Below are 23,935 nucleotides of genomic sequence, written 5' to 3'. Positions count from 1 at the left end.
AATAGATGGTGATCGGAGGGTATACGCTTAGTCCTGAATACGGTAGATTACAAATACCTCTTGTTAATCAGCCGACTATGGAAGATGTTAAATCCATTATATTTGAGTATAGCAAGTTCGATGGCGTGACTTCGTTGTCTATTACCCCTGCACCTGAAGCTGGGCCTTACGAGATTAATCTTTATTCTGATTCTGGAAACTACCTTCTAATGTTAAATCAATACCTGGATGATGGGGAGCACGTCGTACGTACCCTTAATAATGCGTCAGCTGGAACACAACTGATTGACGTTTTGGGTGATTGCTATCAGGCGAGTTTGATTACAAGAGATATAGGGATTGTTATTTCTTGTTTTCAAGAGTTTTTAAGCACTGGTGATGTAAGTTCATTAGTGCTAAGTGTTTGATAGAGCAGGGGATTGATAGAAAAGGGGGGGCGATTTAATAAATCTGTCCCCTTTTGTTGGTAGAGGGGTCTTTAGTTATGATGTTTGTAATGATGGAGGATATAAGCTGGTAGCTAAGCCGGTCGTTCCTTTGCAGTTGTCGGATCTCCCAAGCCAAGTGAAACATTGTATTTTCCAATCCTCAATGCAAGCTCTTAGCATAGTTTCGCCGTTGGATATTGAGCTCAGACACAATCCTGCTAATGGAACGATTGATGCGTAAACCCCAAAACTCAATGGTTGCAGCGCTTTTCAAGTATCGCCACGGTGTGGGTGTTGCCTTGCTGGTGGCGGCACTTGTAAACGGTTATTTTCAATTCAATGGCAGCTGGGGACGTTTTTTCACTGTACTCGCGGTTCAGCTGTGGTTTGCGCAAGGGGTCTACTGCTATTTTTGCGGTGCGAGTATTTCAATTGCCCCAGGTGGATTGGGAAGAGATGCAGATCCCGAGTGGCGTGCGGCTTTGGCGGCCTTTGCCTTCTTTCTATACGCCGTATTTTTCTTTCTGGATTACCAGTATTAGCGACTGATCCGGCAGAGTCATCGTTGCCTCCATCCCTGAGCTGAACCGCATACGAAAACGCCCCGAACATCTCGGGGCGTTTTCGTATTCCGGGCAGCAGGCCTATCTGAACGCCGGCACCACATGCTTGATAAACAACTCCAGCGACTTCTTCTTCTCCGCATGCGGCAAGCTGTTGTCGCACCAGAAACTGAACTCATCCACGCCCAGTTCCTGGTAGTACTTGATCCGCGGAATGATCTCTTCCGGTGTGCCGATCATCGCCGTCTTGTGCAGGCTCTCCAACTCAAACTCCGGACGCCCGGCAAATTTCTCTTCCGGGCTCGGGGCGAGGAAACCATTAACCGGCACTTCCTTGTTGCCGAACCACGCATCAAACGTACGATAGAAACGTGAGATGGCTTTCGCGCCGACCTTCCAGCCTTCCGGGTCATCCACTGAATGCACGTGGGTATGACGCAGCACCATCAATTGCGGACGCGGCACATCCGGGTTGTTGTCCAGCGCAGTCTGGAACTTGTTCTTCAGATCGAGAACTTCTTCGTCGCCCTTCATCAGCGGTGTGACCATCACGTTGCAGCCGTTGGCGACGGCGAAGTTGTGTGAGTCCGGGTCGCGGGCGGCGATCCACATCGGCGGGTTCGGCTTTTGGATCGGTTTCGGCACGCTGGTGGAGGTGGGGAATTTCCAGATCTCGCCGTTGTGGGCGTAGTCGCCTTGCCACAGCGCGCGCACCACCGGGACCATTTCCCGCAGCGCCTGGCCACCGCTGGAGGCGGGCATGCCGCCGGCCATGCGATCGAATTCAACTTGATAGGCGCCGCGTGCCAGGCCGACTTCCATCCGGCCGTTGCTGATCACGTCGAGCAACGCACATTCACCGGCAACCCGCAGCGGGTGCCAGAACGGCGCGATGATGGTGCCAGCGCCCAAGTGAATGGTGGTGGTCTTGGCCGCGAGGTAGGCCAGCAGCGGCATCGGGCTCGGCGAAATGGTGTATTCCATCGCGTGGTGTTCGCCGATCCACACGGTACTGAAACCGCCGGCCTCGGCGATCAACGTCAGTTCGGTCAGGTCTTCGAACAGTTGACGGTGGCTGACGCTTTCGTCCCAGCGCTCCATATGTACGAACAGGGAAAATTTCATGACGCTACCTCGAATCTCTTGTGGTCGGTCGGTCGCTTGCCGGCCTGTTTAAGTGCAATCGTGCGGATCAGGCGAAGGCGGGCAGGGCGCCCATCTTGCCGTGGCAATACACCAGCGGGCCGGCGTCCTGCTGAGGGACGATGAGGTTTTTCACCGCGCCGACCATGATCGCGTGGTCGCCGCCTTCGTATTCGCGCCACAGCTCACATTCGATGATAGCTGTCGCGTTGGCCAGGATCGGGTTGCCCAGTTCGCTCAGCGTCCACTCGATGCCCTGCGCCTTGTCCTTGCCTTTGCGGGCGAACGCGTAGGCTTCGCTTTGCTGACCGCCGGACAGGACGTGAATGGCAAAGCGTTTGTTTTTGATCAGGACAGGGTAGGAATCGGAACTGTAGTTGGGGCAGAACAGCACCAGGGCCGGGTCCATCGACAGCGAACTGAAAGCGCTGGCGGTCAGGCCGACGATCTGGCCGTCGTCATCCAGGGTGGTGATGACGGTAACGCCGGACGGGAACGAGCCCATGACTTGTTTGTAGACGGCAGCATCGATCATTGGTCAATCCTCGAGTGCGGTGAAGCGTATTGTTATGTGTTTATGGGTCTGATGGTATACCGTAATACATCGATTGCAAGCGCTTTTTTGGTGAAACGATAAACGTGGTTCATCCGTCGGAAACTCAGCATTTACGGGGCTTTGCTCTAGCCGTGAGCGCTGGCTATCAGGGAGGATGCCGGATCAGTTGCCGTCGCAAACAGCGGATCAGTCTTGTGAAAATGTTGGAATACCATAATATGGTCTGCATCTGAGGGGCGGCCACGAAGCTCCCCCGGTTTGGCTTCATACAACGATAAGAACAGACCCAATCGAGTTCATTTTTATGTCCCAGATGTCCCGGCAAGATCCGTTGATCGAGAATCACACGGTCGACTACGTCCCACTCGCGGAACGCCACGGGAAGGCCCGCGACCTTTTCACGCTTTGGTTCAGCACCAACATTGCGCCACTGCCCATTGTCACCGGCGCCATGGTGGTTCAGGTGTTTCATCTCGACCTGTTCTGGGGGCTGCTGGCGATTGCGCTGGGGCACATGATCGGCGGGGTGGTGATCGCCCTGGCGTCGGCGCAAGGCCCGCGCATGGGCATTCCGCAGATGGTTCAGAGTCGGGGCCAGTTCGGGCGTTACGGCGCGCTATTGATCGTGTTCTTCGCCGCGATCATCTATATCGGCTTCTTCATTTCCAACATCGTGCTGGCCGGCAAGTCCATCGTCGGCATCGCGCCGTCGGTGCCGGCGCCGTTGAGCATTCTGATCGGCGCCCTCAGCGCTACGGCCATCGGTGTGATCGGCTACAACTTCATCCACACACTCAACCGCATCGGCACCTGGGTGATGGGCAGTGCGCTGCTGGCCGGGTTCATCTACATCTTTGCCCATGAGTTGCCGGCGGACTTCTTTACCCGTGGCAGCTTCAATCTTTCGGGATGGCTGGCGACGGTGTCCCTGGGGATCATCTGGCAGATCAGTTTCTCGCCGTACGTCTCCGACTATTCCCGTTACCTGCCGGCGGACATCGGTATCGGCAAGCCATTTATCGCGACTTATCTGGGCGCCACGCTGGGCACGATTCTGTCGTTCACCTTCGGCGCGGTGGCGGTGCTGGCAACCCCGGAAGGCACCGAGGCGATGGCAGCGGTCAAGCAGTCCACCGGTTGGCTGGGGCCGATTCTGATGGTGCTGTTCCTGCTCAACATCATCAGCCATAACGCGCTGAATCTGTATGGCGCGGTACTGTCGATCATCACCTCGATCCAGACCTTCGCCAGCCAGTGGACGCCGAGCATCAAGGTGCGGGTGATCCTGTCGAGCGTGGTGCTGGCGGGATGCTGCGTTGTAGCGCTGGGCGCATCGGCGGATTTCATTTCCGAATTCATCGGATTAATTCTGGCGTTGCTGCTGGTGCTGGTGCCGTGGGCGTCGATCAACCTGATCGACTTCTACCTGATCAAGCGCGGCAGCTATGACATCGCCTCGATCTTCCGCGCCGACGGTGGCATTTATGGGCGCTTCAACCTGCACGCGATCATTGCCTACTTCATCGGCATTATCGTGCAGCTGCCATTCGCCAACACGTCGCTGTACGTCGGGCCGTACGCCAATCTGGTGGAAGGCGCGGACCTGTCGTGGCTGGTCGGCCTGATCGTGACATGCCCGCTGTATTACTGCCTGGCGACCCGTGGACAGACCCAGCAGAGCAGGGCGGCGCGGTTGGGTTTTACCGACTGATCCTTCGCAGGCTGCTCAAACAATGCCCGGCACTTCGTCGGGCATTGTTGTTTCCGCATCCCGGCGGTCATGCAAATTGGCCGTTTCGATCCCCTTTTGGCCAACGGGCTACTGTGCCGCGTCTACGCTGTCAGGAAGAATCGAAGCCACAACAAAATGCTGCACCTTCCTTGCCCTTGGCTGATTTGCTAGCCGCTGCCGTGTACAGAACATAAAAACCATCGACTCACGCTGCATTCGGGGAAACACAACATGGTCACGATGAAACGCATTCTGGGCGCTACTGTTTTCGGGCTGACGCTGCTGGCCAGCGCCGTACAGGCCGAACAGCGCGAACTGCGGGTGTACAACTGGGCGGATTACATCCTGCCGTCGGTGCCCAAGGATTTCGCCTCCAAAAGCAACATCAAAGTGACCTGGGACACCTTCGACACCAACGAATCCCTCGAAGCCAAGCTGCTGACCGGCAACTCCGGCTATGACCTGGTGGTGCCGTCGAACCAGTTCCTCGATACCCAGATCAAGGCCGGCGTGTTCCAGAAACTCGACAAGTCCAAGTTGCCGAACTGGAGTCACCAGGACCCGGCGCTGCTCAAGCTGCTCGACGCCAACGACCCCGGCAACCAGTACGGCGTGCCCTACATGGTCGGCACGGTGCTGATCGGTTTCAACCCGGCCAAGGTCAAGGCGGCGCTCGGCGAGAATGCGCCGGTGGACAGTTGGGACCTGGTGTTCAAACCGGAGAACATGGAAAAGCTGAAATCCTGCGGCGTGGCAATGCTCGATTCGCCGTCGGAAATCCTGCCGCTGGCCCTGCACTACCTGGGCCTGGACCCGAACAGCCAGAACCCGGCCGACTATGAGAAAGCCAAGGACCTGATGCTCAAGGTTCGCCCTTACGTCACCTACTTCAACTCGGCCAAATACATGACCGACATCGCCAACGGCGACATCTGCGTGGCCATCGGCTACTCCGGCAGCTTCTACCAGTTCGGCAATCGGGCCAAAGAGGCGGGCAACGGCGTGGTGGTCGACTGGCGCTTGCCGAAGGAGGGCGCGCCGATCTGGTTCGACACCTTCGCCATTCCGAAGAGCGCGAAGAACGTCGAAGAGGCCCACGAGTTCCTCAATACGCTACTGGATCCGAAGGTCATCGCGTCGATCAGCGATTTCCTCGGCTACCCGAATGCCAACAAGGATTCGCTGCCGCTGATCAACAAGGAAATCACCGGCAACCCCAACCTGACGCCGACCAGCGAAGCACTGAAGAAACTTTACGTGGTGCAGCCGTTGCCGCAGAAACTGGAGCGGGTGCGGACCCGGGTGTGGACCAGTATCAAGTCGGATAAATAAGCTCAAAGCCGAGGGAGCGAATCCGTTCGCTCCCTCGGCCGTTATTTCGCCTGACTTTCTTCGGGCGACTTGTCCTTCGTCAGGATCAGACTCAGCACCACCGACGCCAGAATCAGCCCGCCGACGATCGCCAGCGACCACTCCACCGGCATGTGAAACCACGGCATCACCGTCATCTTCCCGCCGATGAACACCAGCACCAGCGCCAGTCCGTACTTGAGCAGATGAAAGCGGTCGGCCATGTCCGCCAGCAAAAAGTACAGCGCCCGCAGGCCCATGATCGCGAAAATGTTCGAGGTGAAAATGATGAACGGATCGGTGGTCACCGCGAAGATCGCCGGGATGCTGTCGACCGCGAACATCAGGTCGCTGGCTTCGATCAGCACCAATACCAGAAACATCGGCGTGGCCCAGCGCACACCGTTCTGCAGCACGAAAAAGCGCTCGCCGTGAAAGCCGTTGGTGATCCGCAGATGCCCGCGCACCCAGCGCAGGAGCGGGTTGTTATCGAGGTCCGGTTGCTGCTCGGCGAACACCAGCATCTTGATCCCGGTGATGATCAGGAACACGCCGAACACATACAGCAGCCAGGTGAACTGCGACACCAGCCATACGCCGGCAAAGATCATCGCTGCGCGCATCACAATCGCCCCGAGCACGCCGTACAGCAGCACCCGGCGCTGCAACTCCGGCGGCACGGCGAAGTAGCTGAAGATCATCACGAAGACGAACATGTTGTCGATCGACAGCGACTGCTCGATCAAATAACCGGTGAGGAATTCCAGGGTCTTGACCTTGGCGATTTCGGGACCGAATTCGCCGTTGAGATACCACCAGAGCAATCCGGCGAAGGCCATCGCCAGCATGCACCAGGCAATCACCCAGCATGAGGCTTCCCGTACCGAGACCCGATGCGCCTTGCGCCCGCCGAAGACGAACAGGTCGACGGCCAGCATGGCGAGGACAAAAACGATGAAGGCGGCCCACATCCAGGGTTCGCCGATGTTGATGGGGTGCATGCCGTTCTCCCTGTCTTTATGTTTTTCGGGGTAGACGGGGCCATGCTAGTAGGAGCCTTCCGACAAAGAAAAATCGTTTATTTCGTGGGTATTGTTCGTGAATAACGAAGTGTCGGACGACATGGGCAGAGCGCGGGCAATACTTCATTCAACACTTCTTTGCTAACCTCGCTGTCGAGTCAGTCCACCACTTTGGGAGCTACGATCATCGACACGCCAGATCCTCAAGCCGTCTGCAGCCCGATCACCAGCGCTGCCATATTCATCGTGGCGACCCTCAACGCCGAGGCCGAGGCCGCCGAAAAAGTCCGTGGCTGGTGCGCCGATATCGCCGGCCTGACGCGCTCGGTCGGCAAGCGCGTCCCCTCGGGAAACCTGTCCTGTGTTTGCGGATTTTCTTCCAGCGCGTGGGACCGTCTGTTCGGCAGTCCGCGCCCTGCGTCCCTGCATGACTTTCGCGAATTCGGCGTGGAAGGGCGGCGCGCCGTTTCCACGCCAGGCGACTTGCTGCTGCACATTCGCGCCGATCAAATGGACCTGTGTTTCGAACTGGCAACGCAATTGATGTCGGCGCTGGACGGCGCCGTGACGGTAACGGATGAAGTGCAGGGTTTCCGCTATTTCGACATGCGCAGCATCATCGGTTTCGTCGACGGCACGGAAAATCCGGTCGGCCGCAAAGCCGAGCATTTCACCCTCGTGGGCGATGAAGATCAGCCGTTCAGTGGCGGCAGTTACGTTTTGGTGCAGAAGTACCTGCACAACATGAAGGCGTGGAACGAATTGCCGGTCGAGGCGCAGGAGCGGGTGATCGGGCGCACCAAACTGTCCGATATCGAGCTGGATGATTCGGTCAAACCGAGCAATTCCCACAGTGCGTTGACCACCATCACCAAGGACGGCGAAGAGGTGAAAATCCTGCGCGACAACATGCCGTTCGGCCGGCCCGGCGCGGGGGAGTTCGGCACTTATTTCATTGGCTACGCGCGTTCGCCGGAGCCGCTGGAACAGATGCTGGAGAACATGTTTGTCGGCAAGCCGCCGGGCAACTACGACCGGTTGCTGGACTTCAGCACGGCGGTCACCGGCAGTCTGTTTTTCGTGCCTTCGGCGGATTTACTGGAAGAGTTGGCAGAGCGATAAAAAAACGGCGGGATCAATCGATCCCGCCGTTTTGCATTTACTTGCCTGCCGCCAGCGCTGGCGTGCGTGGTGGCACCAGACGCCTGGAACCGGTCGCCTCAAACGCCGCTGCCAGACGCAGCAACGTCGAGTCGTCATAGGCGCGACCGGCAAACGTCAATCCCACCGGCATGCCGATGTCGGCCATCACGCCCATCGGCACGGTGACGGTCGGCACGCCGAGGTGGCGGATTGCGAGGTTGCCGTTGGCGACCCAGATGCCGTTGCTCCAGGCGATATCCGCCGAGGCCGGGTTGACGTCGGCGTCCGCCGGACCCACGTCGGCGTTGGTCGGGAACAGCACGGCGTCGAGGCCGAGGCGATCCATCCAGTCTTCGAGGTCGAGCTTGCGGGTCTTCTCCAGGCCGCGCAGGCCGTCCGGCAACGTCGGGATCTGATCCCACGGCGTGATGCCGCGTTCGGCCATGCGCACGTATTCGTCCATGCCGGCAGCGAGGTCGCCTTCACGGTTGGGCAGGGTGCCCGGGTCGTGCGGGAAGATTTTCGGCCCGTCGACGTCTGCCAGACGGTTGAGTTTCGGGTCGCCGTTGGCGCGCAGGAAATCATCGAAGGCCCAGGCCGACAGGTCCCACAGTTCGTGGTGCATGAACTCTTTGGAGACGATGCCGCGATTGAACACGGTCGGCGCACCCGGACGATCGCCTTCGCAGTTGGAGACCAGCGGGAAATCCACTTCGATCACTTCGGCGCCGGCGGCTTCGAGGGCCTGACGCGCCTGTTTCCACAAATCGATCACCGAAGCGCGGGTGTTGATGCGTTGCCCGGTCGGGCCGCCGATGCCCGGTTCTTCGCTGGTGCCGGCTTCAGGGTCGGCGTTGATGTACATGCGCGGCACGCCCAGGCGTTTGCCGGCCAGTGCATCGCTCTTCACTGCCAATTCCAGATAGGAAGCAGGACGCACCGAAGCGACGCTCGGGATCGGAACCCAGGGTTGCAGGCGCCACAGGTCGCCACGGGTGTCGGTGTCTTCGGCGACGACTACGTCGAGCACTTCCAGCAGGTCGGCCATGGTACGGGCGTAGGGCACCACCACGTCCATGGTCGGCGTCAGCGGCCAGTTGCCGCGCACCGAGATCACCCCGCGCGACGGCGTGTAGGCGCACAGGCCGTTGTTCGACGCCGGGCCGCGACCGCTCGACCAGGTTTCTTCTGCCAGACCGAAGGCCGAGAAACTGGCAGCGGTCGCGGTACCGGCGCCGTTCGACGAGCCGGAAGCAAACGGCGCGGTCAGGTAGTCAGCGTTGTACGGGCTTTCGGCGCGGCCATAGACGCCACGCTGCATCCCGCCATTGGCCATCGGCGGCATGTTGGTCTTGCCCAGGCAGATCGCACCGCCCGCACGCAGGCGCTCAATGGTGAACGCGTCGCGCTGGGCAACGAGATCGGCGAAGGCCGGGCTGCCGGACGCGGCGGTCAGGCCTTTGACCAGATAGCTGTCCTTGGCGGTGTAAGGGATGCCGTCCAGCGGGCCGAGGGTTTCGCCCTTGGCGCGACGGGCATCGGAAGCTTGCGCTTCTTTCAGCGCTTCAGGGTTGCGCACGATCACTGCGTTCAGGGCAGTGGCGGTGTCCGGGCCGTCAAAGGCGTCGATGCGCGCCAGGTAGGCCTGGACCAGTTCAACTGCCGTGGTCTGGCCGGATTCGAGCGCCGCGCGCAATTGGGCAATGGAAACTTCAGTGACTTCGATCATGCTGTTACCGCCGACAGGTTCGCTAAAGGGTGGTTGATCATTGTTATCGTCGAAAGATGTCAAAGATTCTTGATGGGCGAAACTCTACCCTGAAATTTGATCAATGGCATGCATAAAGTCGATAAATATCGGTTAATTTCATCGGAAAAACTCTCCCGGTGTTTCACCGAACTGTTGGCGAAACGCCGCGATAAACGCCGAGGTCGAGTCATAACCACAGGCCAAAGCCACGTCGGTGACGCGTTCGCCGCGTTCCAGCGGTGTCAGCGCACCCAACAGACGCAGGCGCTGGCGCCAGGTGCGGAAGGTCAAACCGGTGTCGCGCAGGAACAGCCGAGTCAGCGTTTTCTCGGTTACGCCGAATTTTTCGCTCCAGTGCGCCAGGGTGGTCTGCTGTTCCGGATGTTGCTCCAGGCTCTGATAGATCTGGCGCAAGCGACTGTCCTGCGGCAGTGGCAGCATCAGATCGATGGGCGGCGCCTCGGCCAGTTGATCGAGGATCACCTGAGCCAGGCGCCCGTGCGGGCCGCTCTGGTCATATTCGACAGGTATCTGACTGAAGGCCCGGATCAGCTCACGCAAAAGATCACTGACGCCGAGCACGTGACAACGCTCCGGTGCCCAACTGGCGACGCTGCAATCGATGTACAGGCTGCGCATTTCCGTGTGCGGCGAACTGAATACCCGATGCGGCATGCCCGCCGGAATCCACACCGCACGCTCCGGCGGCGCAACGAAACGACCGACGGCGGTCTGTACTTCAAGCACGCCCTGGATCGCGTAGGACAACTGCACCCACGGATGACTGTGGCGGCGGGTCAACGCGCGATTGGGCAGAGATTCGGTGCGTCCGTAGAGCGGGCGCGGCAGGCTGGGCAGCCCGGGAATGCTGCGTCTGACGCTTTTGTCGTGTCCTTTTGGCGGCATCTGTGGTTTCTTCGGCGTTAGTCGGTAATTTCCAGTCACGTTAGAGTCGCTGCCACGTACTGGCAACCCCCGGATGAACAAACCATGACGCGCCCACGATTTTTGCCCGACAACTTCACCCTGACCCTGATCGGTGTGGTGCTGCTGGCCAGCTTCCTGCCCGCCAGCGGTCAGGTCGCGACCGGTTTCGGCTGGCTGACCAACATCGCCATCGCGCTGCTGTTTTTCCTGCACGGTGCCAAGCTGTCTCGCGAATCGATCATCGCTGGCGCCGGCCACTGGCGCCTGCATTTGCTGGTGTTCGGCCTGACCTTCGTCCTGTTCCCGCTACTGGGTCTGACGCTCAAACCGCTGTTGTCGCCGCTGATCGGCGATCAGCTGTACATGGGCATGCTGTACCTGTGTGCGCTGCCGGCCACGGTGCAATCGGCGATTGCCTTCACGTCGCTGGCACGGGGCAATATTCCGGCGGCGATCTGCAGCGCGGCGGCGTCCAGCCTGTTCGGGATTTTCCTCACGCCGCTGCTGGTGACGCTGCTGCTGAACGTCCACGGCGACGGCGGCTCGACCCTCGACGCAATCGTGAAAATCAGTGTGCAACTGCTGCTGCCGTTCATTGCCGGTCAGATCGCCCGTCGCTGGATCGGCGCCTGGGTCGGTCGCAACAAGAACTGGCTGAAGTTCGTCGATCAGGGCTCGATTCTGCTGGTGGTCTACGGTGCGTTCAGCGAAGCGGTGAACGAGGGCATCTGGCACCAGATTCCGGTGATCGAACTGCTGGGGCTGGTCGTGGCGTGCTGCGTCCTGCTGGCGCTTGTGCTGCTGGCGTCCACAGTGCTGGGCAAACTGTTCGGTTTCAATCTGGAAGACCGCATCACCATTCTGTTCTGCGGCTCGAAAAAGAGCCTGGCCACCGGTGTGCCGATGGCGCAGGTGTTGTTCGCCGGCAGCACGATTGGCGTGCTGATTCTGCCGCTGATGCTGTTCCATCAGATTCAACTGATGGTCTGCGCAGTGCTGGCGCAGCGCTATGCGAAACGCCAGGAATCGGTGCCTGAACTGATGGCGCAGGTTGATCCTTGATCCTCATCGAGCGGGCCAGCGGGTATGCAGGAACTCCTGCAAAAATTCGGTGAAGGCCTTGACCTTGGAAGTCATGGCGGCGCGCTCCTGCACACAGGCATAGATCTCGAGCGGCGCGGCGCTGGCAAAGGTCGAGCCGCCCGGTTCGAATAAAGAGACCAGTTGACCACTCTCCAGATAGGGCGCGGCAACGAATTCCGCCAGTCGGGTGATCCCGGCACCATGAGCAGCCATTTGCGCCAGGGCGTCGATATCGTCGCTGATGGCGGTCGCATTGATCCCAGCCTCAAAGCGCTGACCCTGCTCAACGAACCACCAGCGCAGTAACCGTCCGTCCAGCGGATAGCGAAACGCCAGGCAGGCGTGTTGCTGAAGATCCGCCGGAGTCGACGGGCGACCGGCCTTTTGCAGATAGTCAGGGCTGGCGCAAATCACGAACGGTACCGTCGCAACCTTGCGCGCGATGATGCCGTCTTCCAGTTGCGGCTCAATGCGCAGACTCAAGTCGATACCTTCGTGGAGGTGATTGATTTTGCGGTCGGACGTCGAGAGCTCAAGCGTCAACTGCGGGTAGCGTTCGGCGAAACCGGCAATGACCGGGGCCAATACATGGCGCCCGAACCCGGCGGTGGAGGCGATACTCAAGTGTCCCTGGAGTTGCGTCTGCGCGTGGCTGATGGCGCTCTGCGCGGACTCCAGATCGAGCGCGATACGTTTTACTTTCTCGAAATACACCGAACCGCTCTCCGTCAACGCCATGCTGCGGGTGGTGCGTTGCAGCAGGCGTGTGTCGAGGTGATTCTCAAGACGACCAAGGGTCTGACTGACGGCGGCGGCACTCACCCCGAGGGTTTTGGCGGCCCCGACAATCGATCCCGCCTCAACGACTTTGATAAAACAATCGATTGCACCCAAGAGGTTCATGCGTGGATCCTGGCAAAGACAAATTCATAAGATTTTGTTTATAAAGTGCTCACGGCAATCAGTCTAGTTACGGGTTGGCAGACTTGTTAGGGTGCTCGGCGCCTATCCACTTCGGTCAACAAGGACTGACATGAATCAGAGACTCTCTCCAAGAAACACAGTATTCAGCCCGCGCAAGCTGTCGGCCCGTGCCATGCCGTACATATTCGCGTTGTACATGGCGATCATCATGGCGTTTCTGATGTCGCTGGTAATCACCGCCTCCAATTTCGGAATTGATGCCGATTACCTTAGCAATACGCTGCACGCCTACAAACTGGCGATGCCCGTGGCGTTTCTGTGCATTCTCGTGGTCCGGCCGATTGTGGTGAAACTGGTAGCACTGACCGTCCACCCGCAAGGCTGAACTGGAGGCAGGCTACAAGGCCCCGGAGTATTTCACCGCCGCCGCTGCCCGCGACGGCACGTTGAGCACCCGCAACAACGACGACACATGAATCCGCACCGTGAACGGCGAAATATCCAGTTCGCGGGCGATTTCCTTGTTGGTCTTGCCTTGGGCGATCAGCCGCAGCACCTCTTGCTGACGCGGGGTGAGGGCGGTGCCGGTGTCCAGCGGCAGCAGGCCGGACGGGGCGAATTTCACCAGTACCTCACCTTCACGAATCGCCCGGATCGCCTGACCGATCTCGTCGGGGGCGATGTTCTTGCCGATAAAACCATCGATGCCGGCCGCCATGACGTCGCCGATCAGCGCCTCGTCATCGACCATCGACACCACGATCAGGGTGGTTCGCGGCAAACGCCGGCGCAGTTCCGCTAGCTGGCTGACACAGGTCAGGCCGGGAAAGCGCAGGTCGAGGATCAAGGTGTCGGGCTCATCGCCGGCCGGCAGCAGGGCGAGCACGGTGTCGAGGTCGCCGGCCTCTTCGATCAGGGCGTCGGGCAGCAAGCGCTGGACGGTGCGCAGCAGCGCTTCGCGAAACAACGGGTGATCGTCGGCTATGATGATTCGGCACGCCATGGCAAAACCCTCCCTGGGTCAGCATTTCTCACGGCATGCACCTTAGCACCGGGCGAGGGCATTGCCTGTTGATTCGTGCTGTTTATGACGACTGCCGCACAAGGACGTTCCCCCATGAAGTTCGAAAAGAACACCGAGCTTGACCAGGCCAATCTGCGCATCATCATCGCCAGCATCGCGCTGGTTTACATGGCCGTGCTCGGTTTCCTGCCCGGTCAGCGCTTCGATACCTATCTGCCGGTGGTCACCTACATTTCCCTGTTTCTGCTGGCCTCCGTCGTGCTGCGCCAGGCCATCGTGCGCTGGCCGGGGCATTATCCGGCGCGGCGGATTTTCGGCATGCTCCACGATTACACCGGCACCAGTTTTGGGCTGGTGGTCGGCGGCGAGGCGGCGTTGCCCATCTACGCCGTCATGGTCTGGGTCAATCTCGGCAACGGCATGCGCTACGGCTCGCGCTACCTGGCGATCGCCACGGTGCTGGCATTGCTGGCGCTGCTGGCGGTCTATCGGTTGACACCGTACTGGCAGGCGCAACCGTTCATGGTGTTGATGCTGATGATCACCAGCACGGTGATTCCGGTGTATGCGCACTTGCTGCTGGAACGCACGCGCAAGGCATCGGAAGAAGCGGTTGCCGCCAACCTTGAGAAGTCGCGTTTTCTGGCCCAGGCCAGCCATGACCTGCGTCAGCCGATCCACTCCATCGGGTTGTTTACCGCGTGCCTGCGCGAGTCGCGGCTGGGCGAAGAGGAGCGGCGGCTGGTGGACAGCATCGACCGCTCGCTGCTCAACGTGTCGCAGCTGTTTCGCTCGATTCTCGATCTCTATACCCTCGACAACGGGCGGATTCTGCCCCGCTTGCAGACGCTTGAGCTGGGTGAATGGCTGGCGGATCTGATCCGCCAGAATGCCGAAGCTGCACGCTGGGCAGGTGTGGAGCTGCGTTTGCGGCCTTGCGAGCACTGGGTGCGCACCGATCCGGCGTTGCTCGCGACGATGGTGCAGAACGTGCTCTCCAATTGCTTCAAATACGGCGCGCACCGGCCGGTGCTGATCGGTGTGCGCAAGCGCGGCGCGGGGGTGGCCATCGCGATCTATGACCGCGGTAACGGCATCGCCGAAGAGCATTTGCCCAAGGTGTTCGAGGAGTTTTATCGGGTGCGCCAACTGCGGGACAAGGACGTTGAAGGGGTGGGTCTGGGGCTGTCGATTGTCCGGCGTCTGGGTCAGTTGATCGGTGTCGACGTCGCGATCCGCTCACGGCTGGGGCATGGCACGGCGGTGACCTTGCATGGACTGCCACTCGCGCCGCCGCAGGTGCCTGTCAATCGTGAGGAGGCACGGCAAGTCGGGCTACTTACGGGGTTGAAAGTTTGTCTGGTGGAGGATGATCGCAACGTTCTGTTGGCGACCTCGGCGTTGCTCGAACGGTGGGGCTGCGTTGTGCAGGCCGAGCTGAGCGGGCAGGGCCTGGTCACCGACTGCGACATCATCGTTGCCGACTATGACCTCGGTTCCCACAGTACCGGCATCGAGTGCATCGACGAGGTTCGCCGTCAGCGCGGTTATGCGGTCCCGGCCATGATCATCACCGGGCATGACATCGAAAAAATCCAGGCGGCCTTGCATGATCGGCAGATCGCCATTCTGTCCAAGCCGGTACGCCCGGCCGAGCTGCGCGCGACCTTGCGTGCGCTGCGCGACCGGCAGACCGAAGTGGTCAGCGCTTACACAGATAGTCCTGCGTGATGGTGGTTTGCAGGCAGTTGTACTGACCCATGGTGCGGCAGATGTTTTTCTCCGAGCCCGATACTTCGGCGCTCTTGTAGCCCCAGACCTTGCAACGGCCTTCAGCCGTGGCCAACCCTTGAGCGGCGGAAGTTTGCCCGCTCTCGAACTGGCCCAGTTCATAGGAGACCTGGACAACGCCGTCGGTCTTGCTGCCGCCGGTGGCTTCCCATTGCTTGGGGGTGGCGCAGCCGGTGAGAACGACGGCCGCGAGGCTGAGGGTGGCGATGAGTGTTTTCATGATCGAACGGAATCCTTTACCGGATGAGAAGAGGCACTGGAACGGTTTTTCTGCGCCGGATTACTGGTACGGAATCGGCGAAGCGCCTTTGGGCAGGCAAGACAGCGGAGGCGTCATGATGCCCATGCTGGCCACCGCGATGATCGCGCCGCTGGGCAGCTCGCAGTTGTATTCGCCGGCGGCGGTGTAGGCGGTGTAGTAGGTCAGGGTGCTGTCATTGCGGATGTTGCCGATCTTGGTGACGGGTTGGCCGATAACAGTCTGGGCGCGTTCGCGCATGCTGTCTTCGGTGGGTTTGGCGGTCTGGCAACCGCTGGCGCCGAGGAGCAGGGCACCGAGAACCGTGATCTTGGCGAGGCTGAGCTGCAGTTTCATGGTGTTTCTTCCTTGGTGTTGTTGTTTTTCCAGGCACAACGATCCCGCGCACTGCACAGCGGCAATGTTGGGGAGCGTCGGGGGTTGCGAGGGAATATAACGCCAGGGATCGGGGTGGTCGATTAGCACAAATGTGCTAGTGCGGCGCAGCCAGCGGTGGGCTGGCTGCGCCGATAGCGGTTATTGAGGGCTGTTGAACTGGTCCGAATAGCTGCCGCTCATGAGGGCGGAAGCGACCTGGTCCGAACCGACGCCAGCGCGGGAATAGGCGAGCCGGTTGGCACCAACCTTGTCTGCGCCATCGGCGGCGAGGGCGCCTGCGCCGACGTGGTCGGAGCCGTCAGAAGCTACTGCGCCTGCGCCGACGTGGTCGGAGCCGTCAGAAGCTACTGCGCCGGCGCCAACATGATCGGAACCGTCGGAGGCAACGGCCCCAGCACCAACGTGATCGGCGCCGTCAGAGGCGACTGCACCTGCACCAACGTGATCGGAACCGTCAGAAGCTACAGCTCCAGCGCCAACGTGATCCGCGCCATCAGAGGCGACAGCGCCAGCACCGACATGATCGGAACCGTCAGAAGCAACGGCCCCTGCGCCGACATGGTCTGAGCCGTCAGAGGCAACTGCTCCGGCGCCGACGTGATCCGCGCCATCAGAGGCGACAGCGCCTGCGCCGACATGATCGGAGCCGTCTGAAGCAACGGCGCCAGCACCGACATGATCTGCGCCATCAGATGCGACTGCACCAGCGCCAACATGATCGGCGCCGTCAGAAGCTACAGCCCCCGCACCCACATGATCCGCCCCATCCGACGCCAATGACTGCGCCTGCGCTGCCCAGACATTGGGCATTGCCACCGTTGCCGCAACTGCCAGGACGAGGCCCGGCCAAAGCGTGTGCTTCATGATTTTCTCCACGCCCCATCAGCCACACAGCAACCGAGCGTTACCCGTCATTCGTTCATTGACGGAAGGCTCGTCGGCCCGGGGTCAACCAGATTGGTGAGTGGCACGGGGGCACCGGAAGGTGCACGGGTGTCGACGGTTTACAGGAAATCTGGACAGCGAACTGAAAAGTATAGTTCGCCCTCGGCGGAAGGCAGGCTGAAGGGGCGTGAAGGCGATAGTCGGTTCGCTTCCTTGAAGGCCTGCGCTAGAAAACAATCAGTCTAAAAACCGCGTAGCGCAATGTAGCGTGTTTGCTAGGCTCAAGGATGTAGGCGAAGACGCAGACTGATGCGCAAGCGGATAGCGAGGAAGCGTTGGGCGCGTTCCGAAGGGTACACGGTTAGAAAGAACCCCGCGCTGGGTTCCAGCCCTTATGCCGTGTGAAGCAGCCGAGACCGTACCCCTTTCAATTTGGTCCGGTACTGTGAGAAGCCTGATAAACCTTGTAAGCCAGAGACCAGCACTGGCCGCCTACTCGAACACCAAAGCCCGCCTTGTGCGGGCTTTGACGTTTTCGGGCGTTAGATATTGGCCAGCGCTTGCGCCAGATCCGCACGCAGGTCTTCGATGTCCTCGACGCCCACCGACAGACGCACCAGGCTGTCACCGATGCCAAGCTTGGCACGGGTTTCGGCCGGAATGGTCGCGTGAGTCATGATCGCCGGGTGCTCGATCAGGCTTTCCACACCGCCAAGGCTTTCGGCCAAAGCGAAGATCTGCACGTTCTCCAGGAAGCGCCGGGCGCCCGCCAGATCACTGTTCAGATCCAGGGAAATCATCCCGCCGAAACCACGCATCTGACGCTTGGCCAGTTCGTGCTGCGGATGGGATTCCAGACCCGGGTAGTAGACGCGTTTGACCTGCGGCTGCTGCTCCAGCCAGCGCGCCAGCTCCAGTGCGTTGCTGCAATGACGCTCCATACGCAGCGCCAGCGTCTTCACGCCGCGCAGGGTGAGGAACGCGTCGAACGGGCCGGAGATGGCGCCGACGGCGTTCTGCAGGAAGCCCAGACGCTCGGCCAGCGCAGGATTGTCACCGACCACCGCGATCCCGCCGATCACGTCGGAGTGACCGTTCAGGTATTTGGTGGTCGAGTGCAGCACGATGTCGAAACCCAGTTCCAGCGGACGCTGGATCCACGGGCTGGCGAAGGTGTTGTCGGCCACGCAGAGGATCCCGCGCGCCTTGCAGATGCGCGCGATGGCGGCGAGGTCGGACAGACCCAGCAGCGGGTTGGTCGGGCTCTCCACAATCACCATGCGCGTGTCGTCCTGCAACGACGCTTCGAACGCCGACAGATCCGCCAGATCGACGAAGCTGAAACGATGCCCGGCACTGCGCTGACGCACCTTGTCGAACAGACGGAACGTGCCGCCGTACAGGTCATTGCCGGACACGATGTGCGAGCCGGCGTCGATCAGTTCGAGCACCGTGGAAATCGTCGCCAGCCCGGACGCGAAGGCGAACGCCTGGGTGCCGCCCTCCAGATCCGCCACGCAACGCTCCAGGGCAAAACGCGTCGGGTTGTGCGAGCGGCCGTAGTCGAAACCCTTGTGCACGCCAGGGCTGTCTTGCAGGTACGTGGAGTTGGCGTAGATCGGCGGCATCAGTGCGCCGGTGGTCGGGTCCGGCGTTTGCCCGGCGTGGATCACGCGGGTGGCGAAGCCCTGTTGACGGGCGTTCTTGTCGTGCTGGCTCATGCCAGGGATCTCCGTAGTTGATTGAGCATGTCGACGCGAGTGATCAGGCCGTGGAAGCCTGAAGCGTCGGCGATGATGGCCACCAGACCGCTGCTGAGCACGGCTTCCAGTTCAGCCAGCGTGGCGCCGGGGGCGAGGGTTTGCAACTTGTCCGTCATCGCGCTGGACACGGGTTTGCTGAAGAGCGAGGCGTCTTCGTGTACCCGCACCAGAATGTCCGACTCGTCGATCACGCCGACCAGTTGCTTGCCATCCACCAGCACCGGCAGTTGCGAAACATCTGCCAGGCGCATGCGCTGGAAGGCGGTCATCAGCGTATCGTCCGGTCCGACGCTGACGACTTTGCCGTCTTCGAAACGTCGGGCAATCAGGTCGCGCAGGTCGCCGTAGCGTTTGCGCTGCAGCAGGCCCTGATCGGTCATCCACTGGTCGTTGTAGACCTTCGACAGGTAACGGGTGCCGGTGTCGCAGACGAAGCTGACCACGCGTTTCGGCTCGGTCTGTTCGCGGCAATAACGCAGCGCGGCGGCCAGCAGGGTGCCGGTGGACGAGCCACCCAGAATGCCTTCGGCTTTCAGCAACTGACGGGCGTGATCGAAGCTCTCTTCGTCGCTGATCGAGTAGGCGCTGCGCACGCTCGACAGGTCGGTGATCGACGGAATGAAGTCTTCGCCGATGCCTTCCACCGCCCAGGATCCGGCGGTGCCCAAGTGCTTGCTGCGGCTGTATTCAGCCATCACCGAACCGACCGGGTCGGCCAGGACCATTTCAAGGTCCGGTTGCACGCGTTTGAAGAAACGGGTCAGGCCGGTCAGCGTGCCGGCCGAGCCGACGCCGACCACGATCGCGTCCAGGTCATGCTCGGTCTGGGCCCAGATTTCCGGCCCGGTGCTGCACTCGTGGGCCAGCGGGTTGGCCGGGTTGTTGAACTGGTCGGCGAAGAACGCGCCGGGAATGTCCTTGGCCAGACGCGCGGCGACATCCTGGTAGTACTCGGGATGACCCTTGCCGACATCGGAGCGGGTGATGTGCACTTCGGCGCCCATGGCCTTGAGGTGCAGGACTTTTTCGGTGGACATTTTGTCCGGCACCACCAGCACGACGCGGTAGCCCTTGGCGCGGCCGACCAGGGCCAGGCCCAGACCGGTGTTGCCGGCGGTGGCCTCGACGATCGTACCGCCCGGTTGCAGTCGACCATCGCGTTCAGCGGCGTCGATCATGGCCAGACCGATGCGGTCCTTGATCGAACCGCCGGGGTTCTGTGATTCGAGTTTGAGAAACAGGGTGCAGGGACCGGTATCGAAGCGGGTGACTTGTACCAGCGGCGTATTGCCGATCAGCCCAAGTACGGCAGGGCGTGAATCCTTTGACATCTCTTCACCTCTTTGTGGTGTTGATCGCGTTCCATTCGCGGGGAAAAAGCTCGCGTGCAACATAGGCTCAGACCTGAGCTGTCGCAACCTTTAAACGGCCGGAAATACAGCCATTTCGATCTAACGATAGAACGAAATGGGAGAGGGGAAGGAAGTGATTTGCAGGGTTTATACGCAGGCGTCATCGAGTATTGAAAGGGCGTCTTCAGCGTCACGAAGCGCTTGATCCGGCAGTGAAAATCCTGCAGCGAAAACCGCTCAGTGGTTGCTCATCAGACCGTGCAGCACACCCAGCCTCAGACCGGGTTCGGACGGTACCATTTGCGAGATCCCGAACACTTTGAACGCTGCCAGCATGACCACCAGGCCGCCGGGCAGAATGCTCTGGCGATGGGGTTGCAGGCCGGCCAGTTTCAGCTGTTGAACATTGCTGACTTCCAGCAGGCGCAACGACAACCGCAACAGGCCGCCGTAGGTGATGCCGCTCTCGCCATGATCGTTCAGGCGATTGGCCTTGAGCACTTTGGCGAGCATCCGCGCGGTACCCGAAGAGCCAATCGTCTGCTGCCAGCCCTGGGCACGATAACGGCGGGCGACTTTTTCGAATTGCAGAATGGCCACCCGTTCGGCTTCTTGCAGCGCACCGGGGGAAATCTCACCGCTGCGAAAGTAACGGGTGCTCAAGGTGCCGCTGCCGAGGGCGATGCTTTCGGTCAGCAGCGGTTGCGCGCCCTGGCCGAGAATCAGTTCGGTGGAGCCGCCGCCAATGTCGACCACCAGACGCATGTCATCGGCGACCGGCAGAGTGTGGGCCACACCGGCGTACACCAGACGCGCTTCTTCATGGCCGGAAATCACATCGATGCGAAACCCCAGATGCCGTTCCGCGCTGGCCAGAAACAGCTGCGCATTGTCCGCCTCGCGCACCGCGCTGGTGGCCACCGCACGCACACGACCGGGCTCGAAACCGCGTAGCTTCTTGCCGAACCGCGCCAGCGCCTGCCAGCCGCGATCCAGCGCCATTTCGTCGAGTGCCCGGCCGTCGAAACCTTCGGCCAGTCGCACCGGTTCGCGCAAGGTTTTGACCTCCTGAATCATGAAGCCCTTTCTGCTGCGCACCGACTGGCCAATCATCATGCGAAAGGCATTGGAACCGAGGTCGATGGCGGCAAACAGCGAGGTGTCTTCTTTCATGGGGATCCTTGCAAATCATCCGTCGGGAGGCGCGGGACGGTTTGCGAGGATTCTGCCGTGGGTTCGATGACAACCTGATGACGCGGGCGGGGCGGCTCAGTGAATTCATCGCTGTCATGACACTGTCATTATCGGCTGTCCATACTTTGCCCCAATACATCGCGTGCTTTTCATGATTCGGCTGCCTTCCGGGCAGCTTTTTTTTGCCCGGAATTTACCGGGCGCGCAAAATTTGCAATCCCGGACGATGCACGATTAATATACGATCCATATACACTTCGTATCGGATATTGCCATGGGCATCGTAAAGATTTCAGAGGACATGCACGAGAATCTGCGCATCTCCAGCAACGCACTCAGCCGCTCGATCAACGCGCAGGCCGAACACTGGATGCGCATCGGCATGCTCGCCGAGCTGTATCCCGACCTTGATCACCACGCCATTTGCCGGTTGCTGATTCGCGCCGAGCAGTCGGGCGGTCTGGATCTGCAGCAAGTCTGCGCACTGGCGGATGCTGCGCAGAACACCTCGGGCAAAGAGGCGATCAAGGCATGAGAAACCCGATCAAGATCAACACCCAGGCCGAAATCGCCCAGTCCCGCGAGGCCGGCAGACTGGCCGCCGAGGTGCTGGCGATGCTGGTGCCGCACGTCAAGGCTGGCGTCACCACCGATCAGCTCGATCAGTTGTGCAACGACTACATCGTCAATGTGCAGAAGGCGATTCCGGCCAACGTCGGTTATCACGGCTTCCCGAAAACTGTTTGCGCGTCGGTCAACGAAGTGGTCTGCCACGGCATTCCTTCGAAGCGTGTGCTGGAGGACGGCGATATCGTCAATCTCGACATCGCGGTGATCAAGGACGGCTGGTTCGGCGACACCAGCCGCATGTACGTGGTCGGCGAGCCGACGCCCGAGGCGCGGCACCTGATCAAGACCACTTACGACGCGATGTGCGCGGGCATCCGCGTCGTACGGCCGGGCGCTACGCTGGGCGATATTGGCCATGCGATTCAAAGTCTGGCGGAAAAAGAAGGGTTTAGCGTGGTGCGCGAGTACTGCGGGCACGGGATCGGCAAGGTTTATCACGATGAACCGCAGGTGCTGCATTACGGTTATCCGGAGCAGGGCTTGAAGCTGAAGGCGGGGATGATTTTCACCATTGAGCCGATGCTCAATGCTGGCAAGCGGCATGTGAAAAGTCTGGCGGATGGCTGGACGGTGGTGACCAAGGATCAGTCGTTGTCGGCGCAGTGGGAGCACATGATTGCGGTGACGGAAGACGGATTCGAAGTGTTGACCGCGTGGCCTGACGAAATTGAAGGTTTTGCGGCTATCAAGTGAGACCGAGTCGTCTGCTGGCCCTCACTGTAGAGACCGGTACATCCTTTACACATTAGACCGGGGACATCGTTTACACCTTTTACAGGCTTGATACGCGGTTGGCACCGCGCTCAAGCCTGCCTAAACAGAAGTTGCAAAGGTACAGCTCCCACACGTCATCAGCCACTTCCTTCAGCGCGATGTCCTCGCCGATCAGCGCCTCGCCCAAAAACATTCGTTGCCCCTTCCACTTGAACTCGCCGTTCGAACGAACCTTGCGTACCTCAACCTCAGGGCCATATTCGACCGCGGGCAAGTAGCCCGGATACGGGCGCAACGAAGGTCTGTATACGGAAGCCGGCGGTTTCATGCCCAGTGCGGTGTGTGGTCGATCATGGTTGAAGTCCTGAACGAACTCTTCAAAGGCCAGCTGCTGGCGTACGAGATTTTCCGCAGGTGTTCGCAGTACCGCTGCTTTGAGGGTGCGGTGCATCCGTTCGTGTCGACCGTTCTGGTCAGGACGCCCTGGTGTGATTGTCTCGATATGGATGCCATGCCTGATGAACCAGACGGACAGCTTCGACAGCCGCGCCAAACCGGTCGATGCGAAAGGCGCCCCGTTATCTGTGCGGATTACGTCCGGCAATCCAAACTCCCGGAAAGCCCATTCGAATCCCTGTCGCGTCGGCTCGCTGTGCGTGCCGGGCAGCGCCCGGCAGAGCAGCAGATAGCGGCTCATCTGATCGGTAATGGTCAGCGGATAGCACCAATTGCCGTCCTGCATCCTGAACTGCCCTTTGAAGTCGGCACACCAGGTCTGGTTGGGTTCATCGGCCGGGCGTAAATGCGTCGGAGCACGCGGGCGCAAAGGATAAGGGCGCCGCGCAATGACCAAGCCAGCCTTCTTCAACCACTCACCAGCAGTGCTCGCGGCCGGCCATGGGATCTGTGGATCGGACTTTCGCAGGCGATCAATGATCTGTTTGGGACCTCGATCCGGATGCTCGTTTTTCTTGGCCAGCAATGTGGCGATGATTTCATCCGGGGTTTGATGAGGGCAGTTCAAAGGCTTGCGGGATTGCTCTTTCAAGCCATCCACACCGAGCGCTGCATACCGATCCAGCCACTTATCGACGGTTGGCCGGCTGACCCCATAACGCCGGCTCAATTGGCTCTTGGTGTAGCTGCCACTGAGCCAGTCACTGACTAATTTCACTCGTTGATCCATCGGGGACTCTTGATTCCAGGGCATGGTCAGCACCTCCTGACCATGATTGATACCTGTAAACCATGTCCCCGGTCTCAAACGTAAAGGATGTACCCGGTCTTTACCCACCCCAGCCCTCTCCCGGAGGGAGAGGGAGCC

At 60.1% G+C, this 23,935-nt stretch carries 24 protein-coding genes; 10 read left to right on the top strand and 14 right to left on the bottom strand.

Translation table 11 applies throughout. The annotated features are described in order from the left end of the window. Positions 1-5: 5 nt before the first annotated feature. Positions 6-407 (top strand): hypothetical protein, encoded by a 402-nt coding sequence (locus GQX66_RS25120; protein ID WP_129973429.1) that lies wholly within the window; start codon positions 6-8, stop codon positions 405-407. A 254-nt stretch (positions 408-661) separates the two neighbouring features. After that, positions 662-970 (top strand): hypothetical protein, encoded by a 309-nt coding sequence (locus tag GQX66_RS25115; protein WP_052266538.1) that lies wholly within the window; start codon positions 662-664, stop codon positions 968-970. A 102-nt stretch (positions 971-1,072) separates the two neighbouring features. Here the strand turns inward: GQX66_RS25115 and GQX66_RS25110 are convergent, their stop codons facing one another. Together GQX66_RS25110 and GQX66_RS25105 are read right to left on the bottom strand one after the other, a co-directional pair. Then, on the bottom strand, positions 1,073-2,116 hold the full coding sequence (locus GQX66_RS25110; RefSeq protein ID WP_240871939.1) for an LLM class flavin-dependent oxidoreductase: 1,044 nt from the start codon (positions 2,114-2,116) through the stop codon (positions 1,073-1,075). Between the two features lie 67 nt (positions 2,117-2,183). Beyond that, positions 2,184-2,669, bottom strand: coding sequence for a flavin reductase family protein (locus GQX66_RS25105; RefSeq protein WP_007950450.1), 486 nt, complete (start codon positions 2,667-2,669; stop codon positions 2,184-2,186). A gap of 325 nt (positions 2,670-2,994) precedes the next feature. Here GQX66_RS25105 and GQX66_RS25100 point away from each other — a divergent pair, with 325 nt between their 5' ends. Continuing rightward, a complete protein-coding gene (locus tag GQX66_RS25100) occupies positions 2,995-4,401 on the top strand; it encodes a cytosine permease (protein WP_134023946.1) in 1,407 nt (468 codons plus the stop codon). Between the two features lie 252 nt (positions 4,402-4,653). After that, entirely contained in the window at positions 4,654-5,754 is a 1,101-nt protein-coding gene (locus GQX66_RS25095) for a polyamine ABC transporter substrate-binding protein (RefSeq protein WP_085746218.1), read from the top strand. Positions 5,755-5,795: 41 nt separating this feature from the next. Here the strand turns inward: GQX66_RS25095 and GQX66_RS25090 are convergent, their stop codons facing one another. After that, a complete protein-coding gene (locus GQX66_RS25090) occupies positions 5,796-6,773 on the bottom strand; it encodes a TerC family protein (RefSeq protein WP_240871938.1) in 978 nt (325 codons plus the stop codon). Positions 6,774-6,965: 192 nt separating this feature from the next. Between GQX66_RS25090 and GQX66_RS25085 the strand changes: the two genes are divergently transcribed. Continuing rightward, positions 6,966-7,916: a Dyp-type peroxidase gene (locus GQX66_RS25085; RefSeq protein ID WP_240871937.1), complete on the top strand. Its 951-nt coding sequence runs from the start codon at positions 6,966-6,968 to the stop codon at positions 7,914-7,916. A gap of 37 nt (positions 7,917-7,953) precedes the next feature. Here GQX66_RS25085 and GQX66_RS25080 read toward each other — a convergent pair whose 3' ends face one another. Both GQX66_RS25080 and GQX66_RS25075 read right to left on the bottom strand, forming a co-directional pair. After that, on the bottom strand, positions 7,954-9,666 hold the full coding sequence (locus GQX66_RS25080) for an amidase (RefSeq protein ID WP_240871936.1): 1,713 nt from the start codon (positions 9,664-9,666) through the stop codon (positions 7,954-7,956). 138 nt (positions 9,667-9,804) lie between these two features. Further along, entirely contained in the window at positions 9,805-10,593 is a 789-nt protein-coding gene (locus GQX66_RS25075) for a helix-turn-helix transcriptional regulator (RefSeq protein WP_102688310.1), read from the bottom strand. 84 nt (positions 10,594-10,677) lie between these two features. Between GQX66_RS25075 and GQX66_RS25070 the strand changes: the two genes are divergently transcribed. Then, positions 10,678-11,676: a bile acid:sodium symporter family protein gene (locus tag GQX66_RS25070; protein WP_102718126.1), complete on the top strand. Its 999-nt coding sequence runs from the start codon at positions 10,678-10,680 to the stop codon at positions 11,674-11,676. Between the two features lie 3 nt (positions 11,677-11,679). Here GQX66_RS25070 and GQX66_RS25065 read toward each other — a convergent pair whose 3' ends face one another. Continuing rightward, the gene (locus GQX66_RS25065) at positions 11,680-12,600 is read right to left on the bottom strand and encodes a LysR family transcriptional regulator (RefSeq protein WP_102718127.1); all 921 of its coding nucleotides are present in this window, start codon (positions 12,598-12,600) and stop codon (positions 11,680-11,682) included. Between the two features lie 130 nt (positions 12,601-12,730). On the opposite strand from GQX66_RS25065, the gene GQX66_RS25060 reads away from it, so the two are divergent. Next, positions 12,731-13,006, top strand: coding sequence for a DUF2798 domain-containing protein (locus tag GQX66_RS25060; RefSeq protein WP_102718128.1), 276 nt, complete (start codon positions 12,731-12,733; stop codon positions 13,004-13,006). A gap of 12 nt (positions 13,007-13,018) precedes the next feature. Here the strand turns inward: GQX66_RS25060 and GQX66_RS25055 are convergent, their stop codons facing one another. Then, on the bottom strand, positions 13,019-13,624 hold the full coding sequence (locus GQX66_RS25055) for a response regulator transcription factor (RefSeq protein WP_240871935.1): 606 nt from the start codon (positions 13,622-13,624) through the stop codon (positions 13,019-13,021). A 114-nt stretch (positions 13,625-13,738) separates the two neighbouring features. On the opposite strand from GQX66_RS25055, the gene GQX66_RS25050 reads away from it, so the two are divergent. After that, positions 13,739-15,376 carry a hybrid sensor histidine kinase/response regulator gene (locus GQX66_RS25050; RefSeq protein ID WP_240871934.1) on the top strand — a complete coding sequence of 546 codons (1,638 nt, stop codon included), beginning with the start codon at positions 13,739-13,741 and terminating at the stop codon, positions 15,374-15,376. On the opposite strand, the gene yecR is transcribed toward GQX66_RS25050, so the two are convergent. The 6 genes from yecR to GQX66_RS25020 all read right to left on the bottom strand — a co-directional run bounded on the left by yecR (position 15,348) and on the right by GQX66_RS25020 (position 21,246). Then, the gene (yecR, locus tag GQX66_RS25045; protein ID WP_007950440.1) at positions 15,348-15,656 is read right to left on the bottom strand and encodes a YecR family lipoprotein; all 309 of its coding nucleotides are present in this window, start codon (positions 15,654-15,656) and stop codon (positions 15,348-15,350) included. The genes GQX66_RS25050 and yecR overlap by 29 nt on opposite strands. Before the next feature lie 60 nt (positions 15,657-15,716). After that, a complete protein-coding gene (locus GQX66_RS25040) occupies positions 15,717-16,031 on the bottom strand; it encodes a hypothetical protein (protein WP_039766904.1) in 315 nt (104 codons plus the stop codon). A 503-nt stretch (positions 16,032-16,534) separates the two neighbouring features. Continuing rightward, complete coding sequence (locus GQX66_RS25035) at positions 16,535-16,789, bottom strand: hypothetical protein (RefSeq protein WP_158247735.1); 255 nt, start codon at positions 16,787-16,789, stop codon at positions 16,535-16,537. Positions 16,790-17,500: 711 nt separating this feature from the next. Continuing rightward, complete coding sequence (locus GQX66_RS25030) at positions 17,501-18,679, bottom strand: cystathionine gamma-synthase (RefSeq protein WP_240871933.1); 1,179 nt, start codon at positions 18,677-18,679, stop codon at positions 17,501-17,503. After that, positions 18,676-20,052, bottom strand: coding sequence for a pyridoxal-phosphate dependent enzyme (locus GQX66_RS25025; RefSeq protein ID WP_007957391.1), 1,377 nt, complete (start codon positions 20,050-20,052; stop codon positions 18,676-18,678). The genes GQX66_RS25030 and GQX66_RS25025 overlap by 4 nt, the downstream gene beginning before the upstream one ends. A 258-nt stretch (positions 20,053-20,310) precedes the next feature. Continuing rightward, positions 20,311-21,246 carry a Ppx/GppA family phosphatase gene (locus GQX66_RS25020; RefSeq protein ID WP_085746226.1) on the bottom strand — a complete coding sequence of 312 codons (936 nt, stop codon included), beginning with the start codon at positions 21,244-21,246 and terminating at the stop codon, positions 20,311-20,313. A 295-nt stretch (positions 21,247-21,541) separates the two neighbouring features. Between GQX66_RS25020 and GQX66_RS25015 the strand changes: the two genes are divergently transcribed. Then, complete coding sequence (locus GQX66_RS25015) at positions 21,542-21,802, top strand: ParD-like family protein (protein WP_102688315.1); 261 nt, start codon at positions 21,542-21,544, stop codon at positions 21,800-21,802. Further along, positions 21,799-22,590: a type I methionyl aminopeptidase gene (gene map / locus GQX66_RS25010; RefSeq protein WP_102688316.1), complete on the top strand. Its 792-nt coding sequence runs from the start codon at positions 21,799-21,801 to the stop codon at positions 22,588-22,590. The genes GQX66_RS25015 and map overlap by 4 nt, the downstream gene beginning before the upstream one ends. A 79-nt stretch (positions 22,591-22,669) precedes the next feature. Here map and GQX66_RS25005 read toward each other — a convergent pair. Next, a partial coding sequence (locus GQX66_RS25005; protein WP_240866614.1) for an integrase core domain-containing protein occupies positions 22,670-23,935 on the bottom strand: 1,266 nt, incomplete at its 5' end.

The sequence above is a fragment of the Pseudomonas sp. B707 genome, assembly GCF_022496685.1.
Classification (GTDB): Bacteria; Pseudomonadota; Gammaproteobacteria; order Pseudomonadales; family Pseudomonadaceae; genus Aquipseudomonas; species Aquipseudomonas paraglycinae.
The sequence above is the reverse complement of the archived record's forward strand: the minus strand, read 5'-3'. Positions and strand labels throughout refer to the sequence as shown.

Bases quoted from the DNA above. Each gene is read 5' to 3' on its own strand.
- GQX66_RS25120 (WP_129973429.1), top strand. From the start codon at position 6: ATGGTGATCGGAGGGTATACGCTTAGTCCTGAATACGGTAGATTACAA.
- GQX66_RS25115 (WP_052266538.1), top strand. From the start codon at position 662: ATGCGTAAACCCCAAAACTCAATGGTTGCAGCGCTTTTCAAGTATCGC.
- GQX66_RS25110 (WP_240871939.1), bottom strand. From the start codon at position 2,116: ATGAAATTTTCCCTGTTCGTACATATGGAGCGCTGGGACGAAAGCGTC.
- GQX66_RS25105 (WP_007950450.1), bottom strand. From the start codon at position 2,669: ATGATCGATGCTGCCGTCTACAAACAAGTCATGGGCTCGTTCCCGTCC.
- GQX66_RS25100 (WP_134023946.1), top strand. From the start codon at position 2,995: ATGTCCCAGATGTCCCGGCAAGATCCGTTGATCGAGAATCACACGGTC.
- GQX66_RS25095 (WP_085746218.1), top strand. From the start codon at position 4,654: ATGGTCACGATGAAACGCATTCTGGGCGCTACTGTTTTCGGGCTGACG.
- GQX66_RS25090 (WP_240871938.1), bottom strand. From the start codon at position 6,773: ATGCACCCCATCAACATCGGCGAACCCTGGATGTGGGCCGCCTTCATC.
- GQX66_RS25080 (WP_240871936.1), bottom strand. From the start codon at position 9,666: ATGATCGAAGTCACTGAAGTTTCCATTGCCCAATTGCGCGCGGCGCTC.
- GQX66_RS25075 (WP_102688310.1), bottom strand. From the start codon at position 10,593: ATGCCGCCAAAAGGACACGACAAAAGCGTCAGACGCAGCATTCCCGGG.
- GQX66_RS25070 (WP_102718126.1), top strand. From the start codon at position 10,678: ATGACGCGCCCACGATTTTTGCCCGACAACTTCACCCTGACCCTGATC.
- GQX66_RS25065 (WP_102718127.1), bottom strand. From the start codon at position 12,600: ATGAACCTCTTGGGTGCAATCGATTGTTTTATCAAAGTCGTTGAGGCG.
- GQX66_RS25060 (WP_102718128.1), top strand. From the start codon at position 12,731: ATGAATCAGAGACTCTCTCCAAGAAACACAGTATTCAGCCCGCGCAAG.
- GQX66_RS25055 (WP_240871935.1), bottom strand. From the start codon at position 13,624: ATGGCGTGCCGAATCATCATAGCCGACGATCACCCGTTGTTTCGCGAA.
- GQX66_RS25050 (WP_240871934.1), top strand. From the start codon at position 13,739: ATGAAGTTCGAAAAGAACACCGAGCTTGACCAGGCCAATCTGCGCATC.
- yecR (WP_007950440.1), bottom strand. From the start codon at position 15,656: ATGAAAACACTCATCGCCACCCTCAGCCTCGCGGCCGTCGTTCTCACC.
- GQX66_RS25040 (WP_039766904.1), bottom strand. From the start codon at position 16,031: ATGAAACTGCAGCTCAGCCTCGCCAAGATCACGGTTCTCGGTGCCCTG.
- GQX66_RS25035 (WP_158247735.1), bottom strand. From the start codon at position 16,789: ATGTTGGCGCTGGTGCAGTCGCATCTGATGGCGCAGATCATGTCGGTG.
- GQX66_RS25030 (WP_240871933.1), bottom strand. From the start codon at position 18,679: ATGAGCCAGCACGACAAGAACGCCCGTCAACAGGGCTTCGCCACCCGC.
- GQX66_RS25025 (WP_007957391.1), bottom strand. From the start codon at position 20,052: ATGTCAAAGGATTCACGCCCTGCCGTACTTGGGCTGATCGGCAATACG.
- GQX66_RS25020 (WP_085746226.1), bottom strand. From the start codon at position 21,246: ATGAAAGAAGACACCTCGCTGTTTGCCGCCATCGACCTCGGTTCCAAT.
- GQX66_RS25015 (WP_102688315.1), top strand. From the start codon at position 21,542: ATGGGCATCGTAAAGATTTCAGAGGACATGCACGAGAATCTGCGCATC.
- map (WP_102688316.1), top strand. From the start codon at position 21,799: ATGAGAAACCCGATCAAGATCAACACCCAGGCCGAAATCGCCCAGTCC.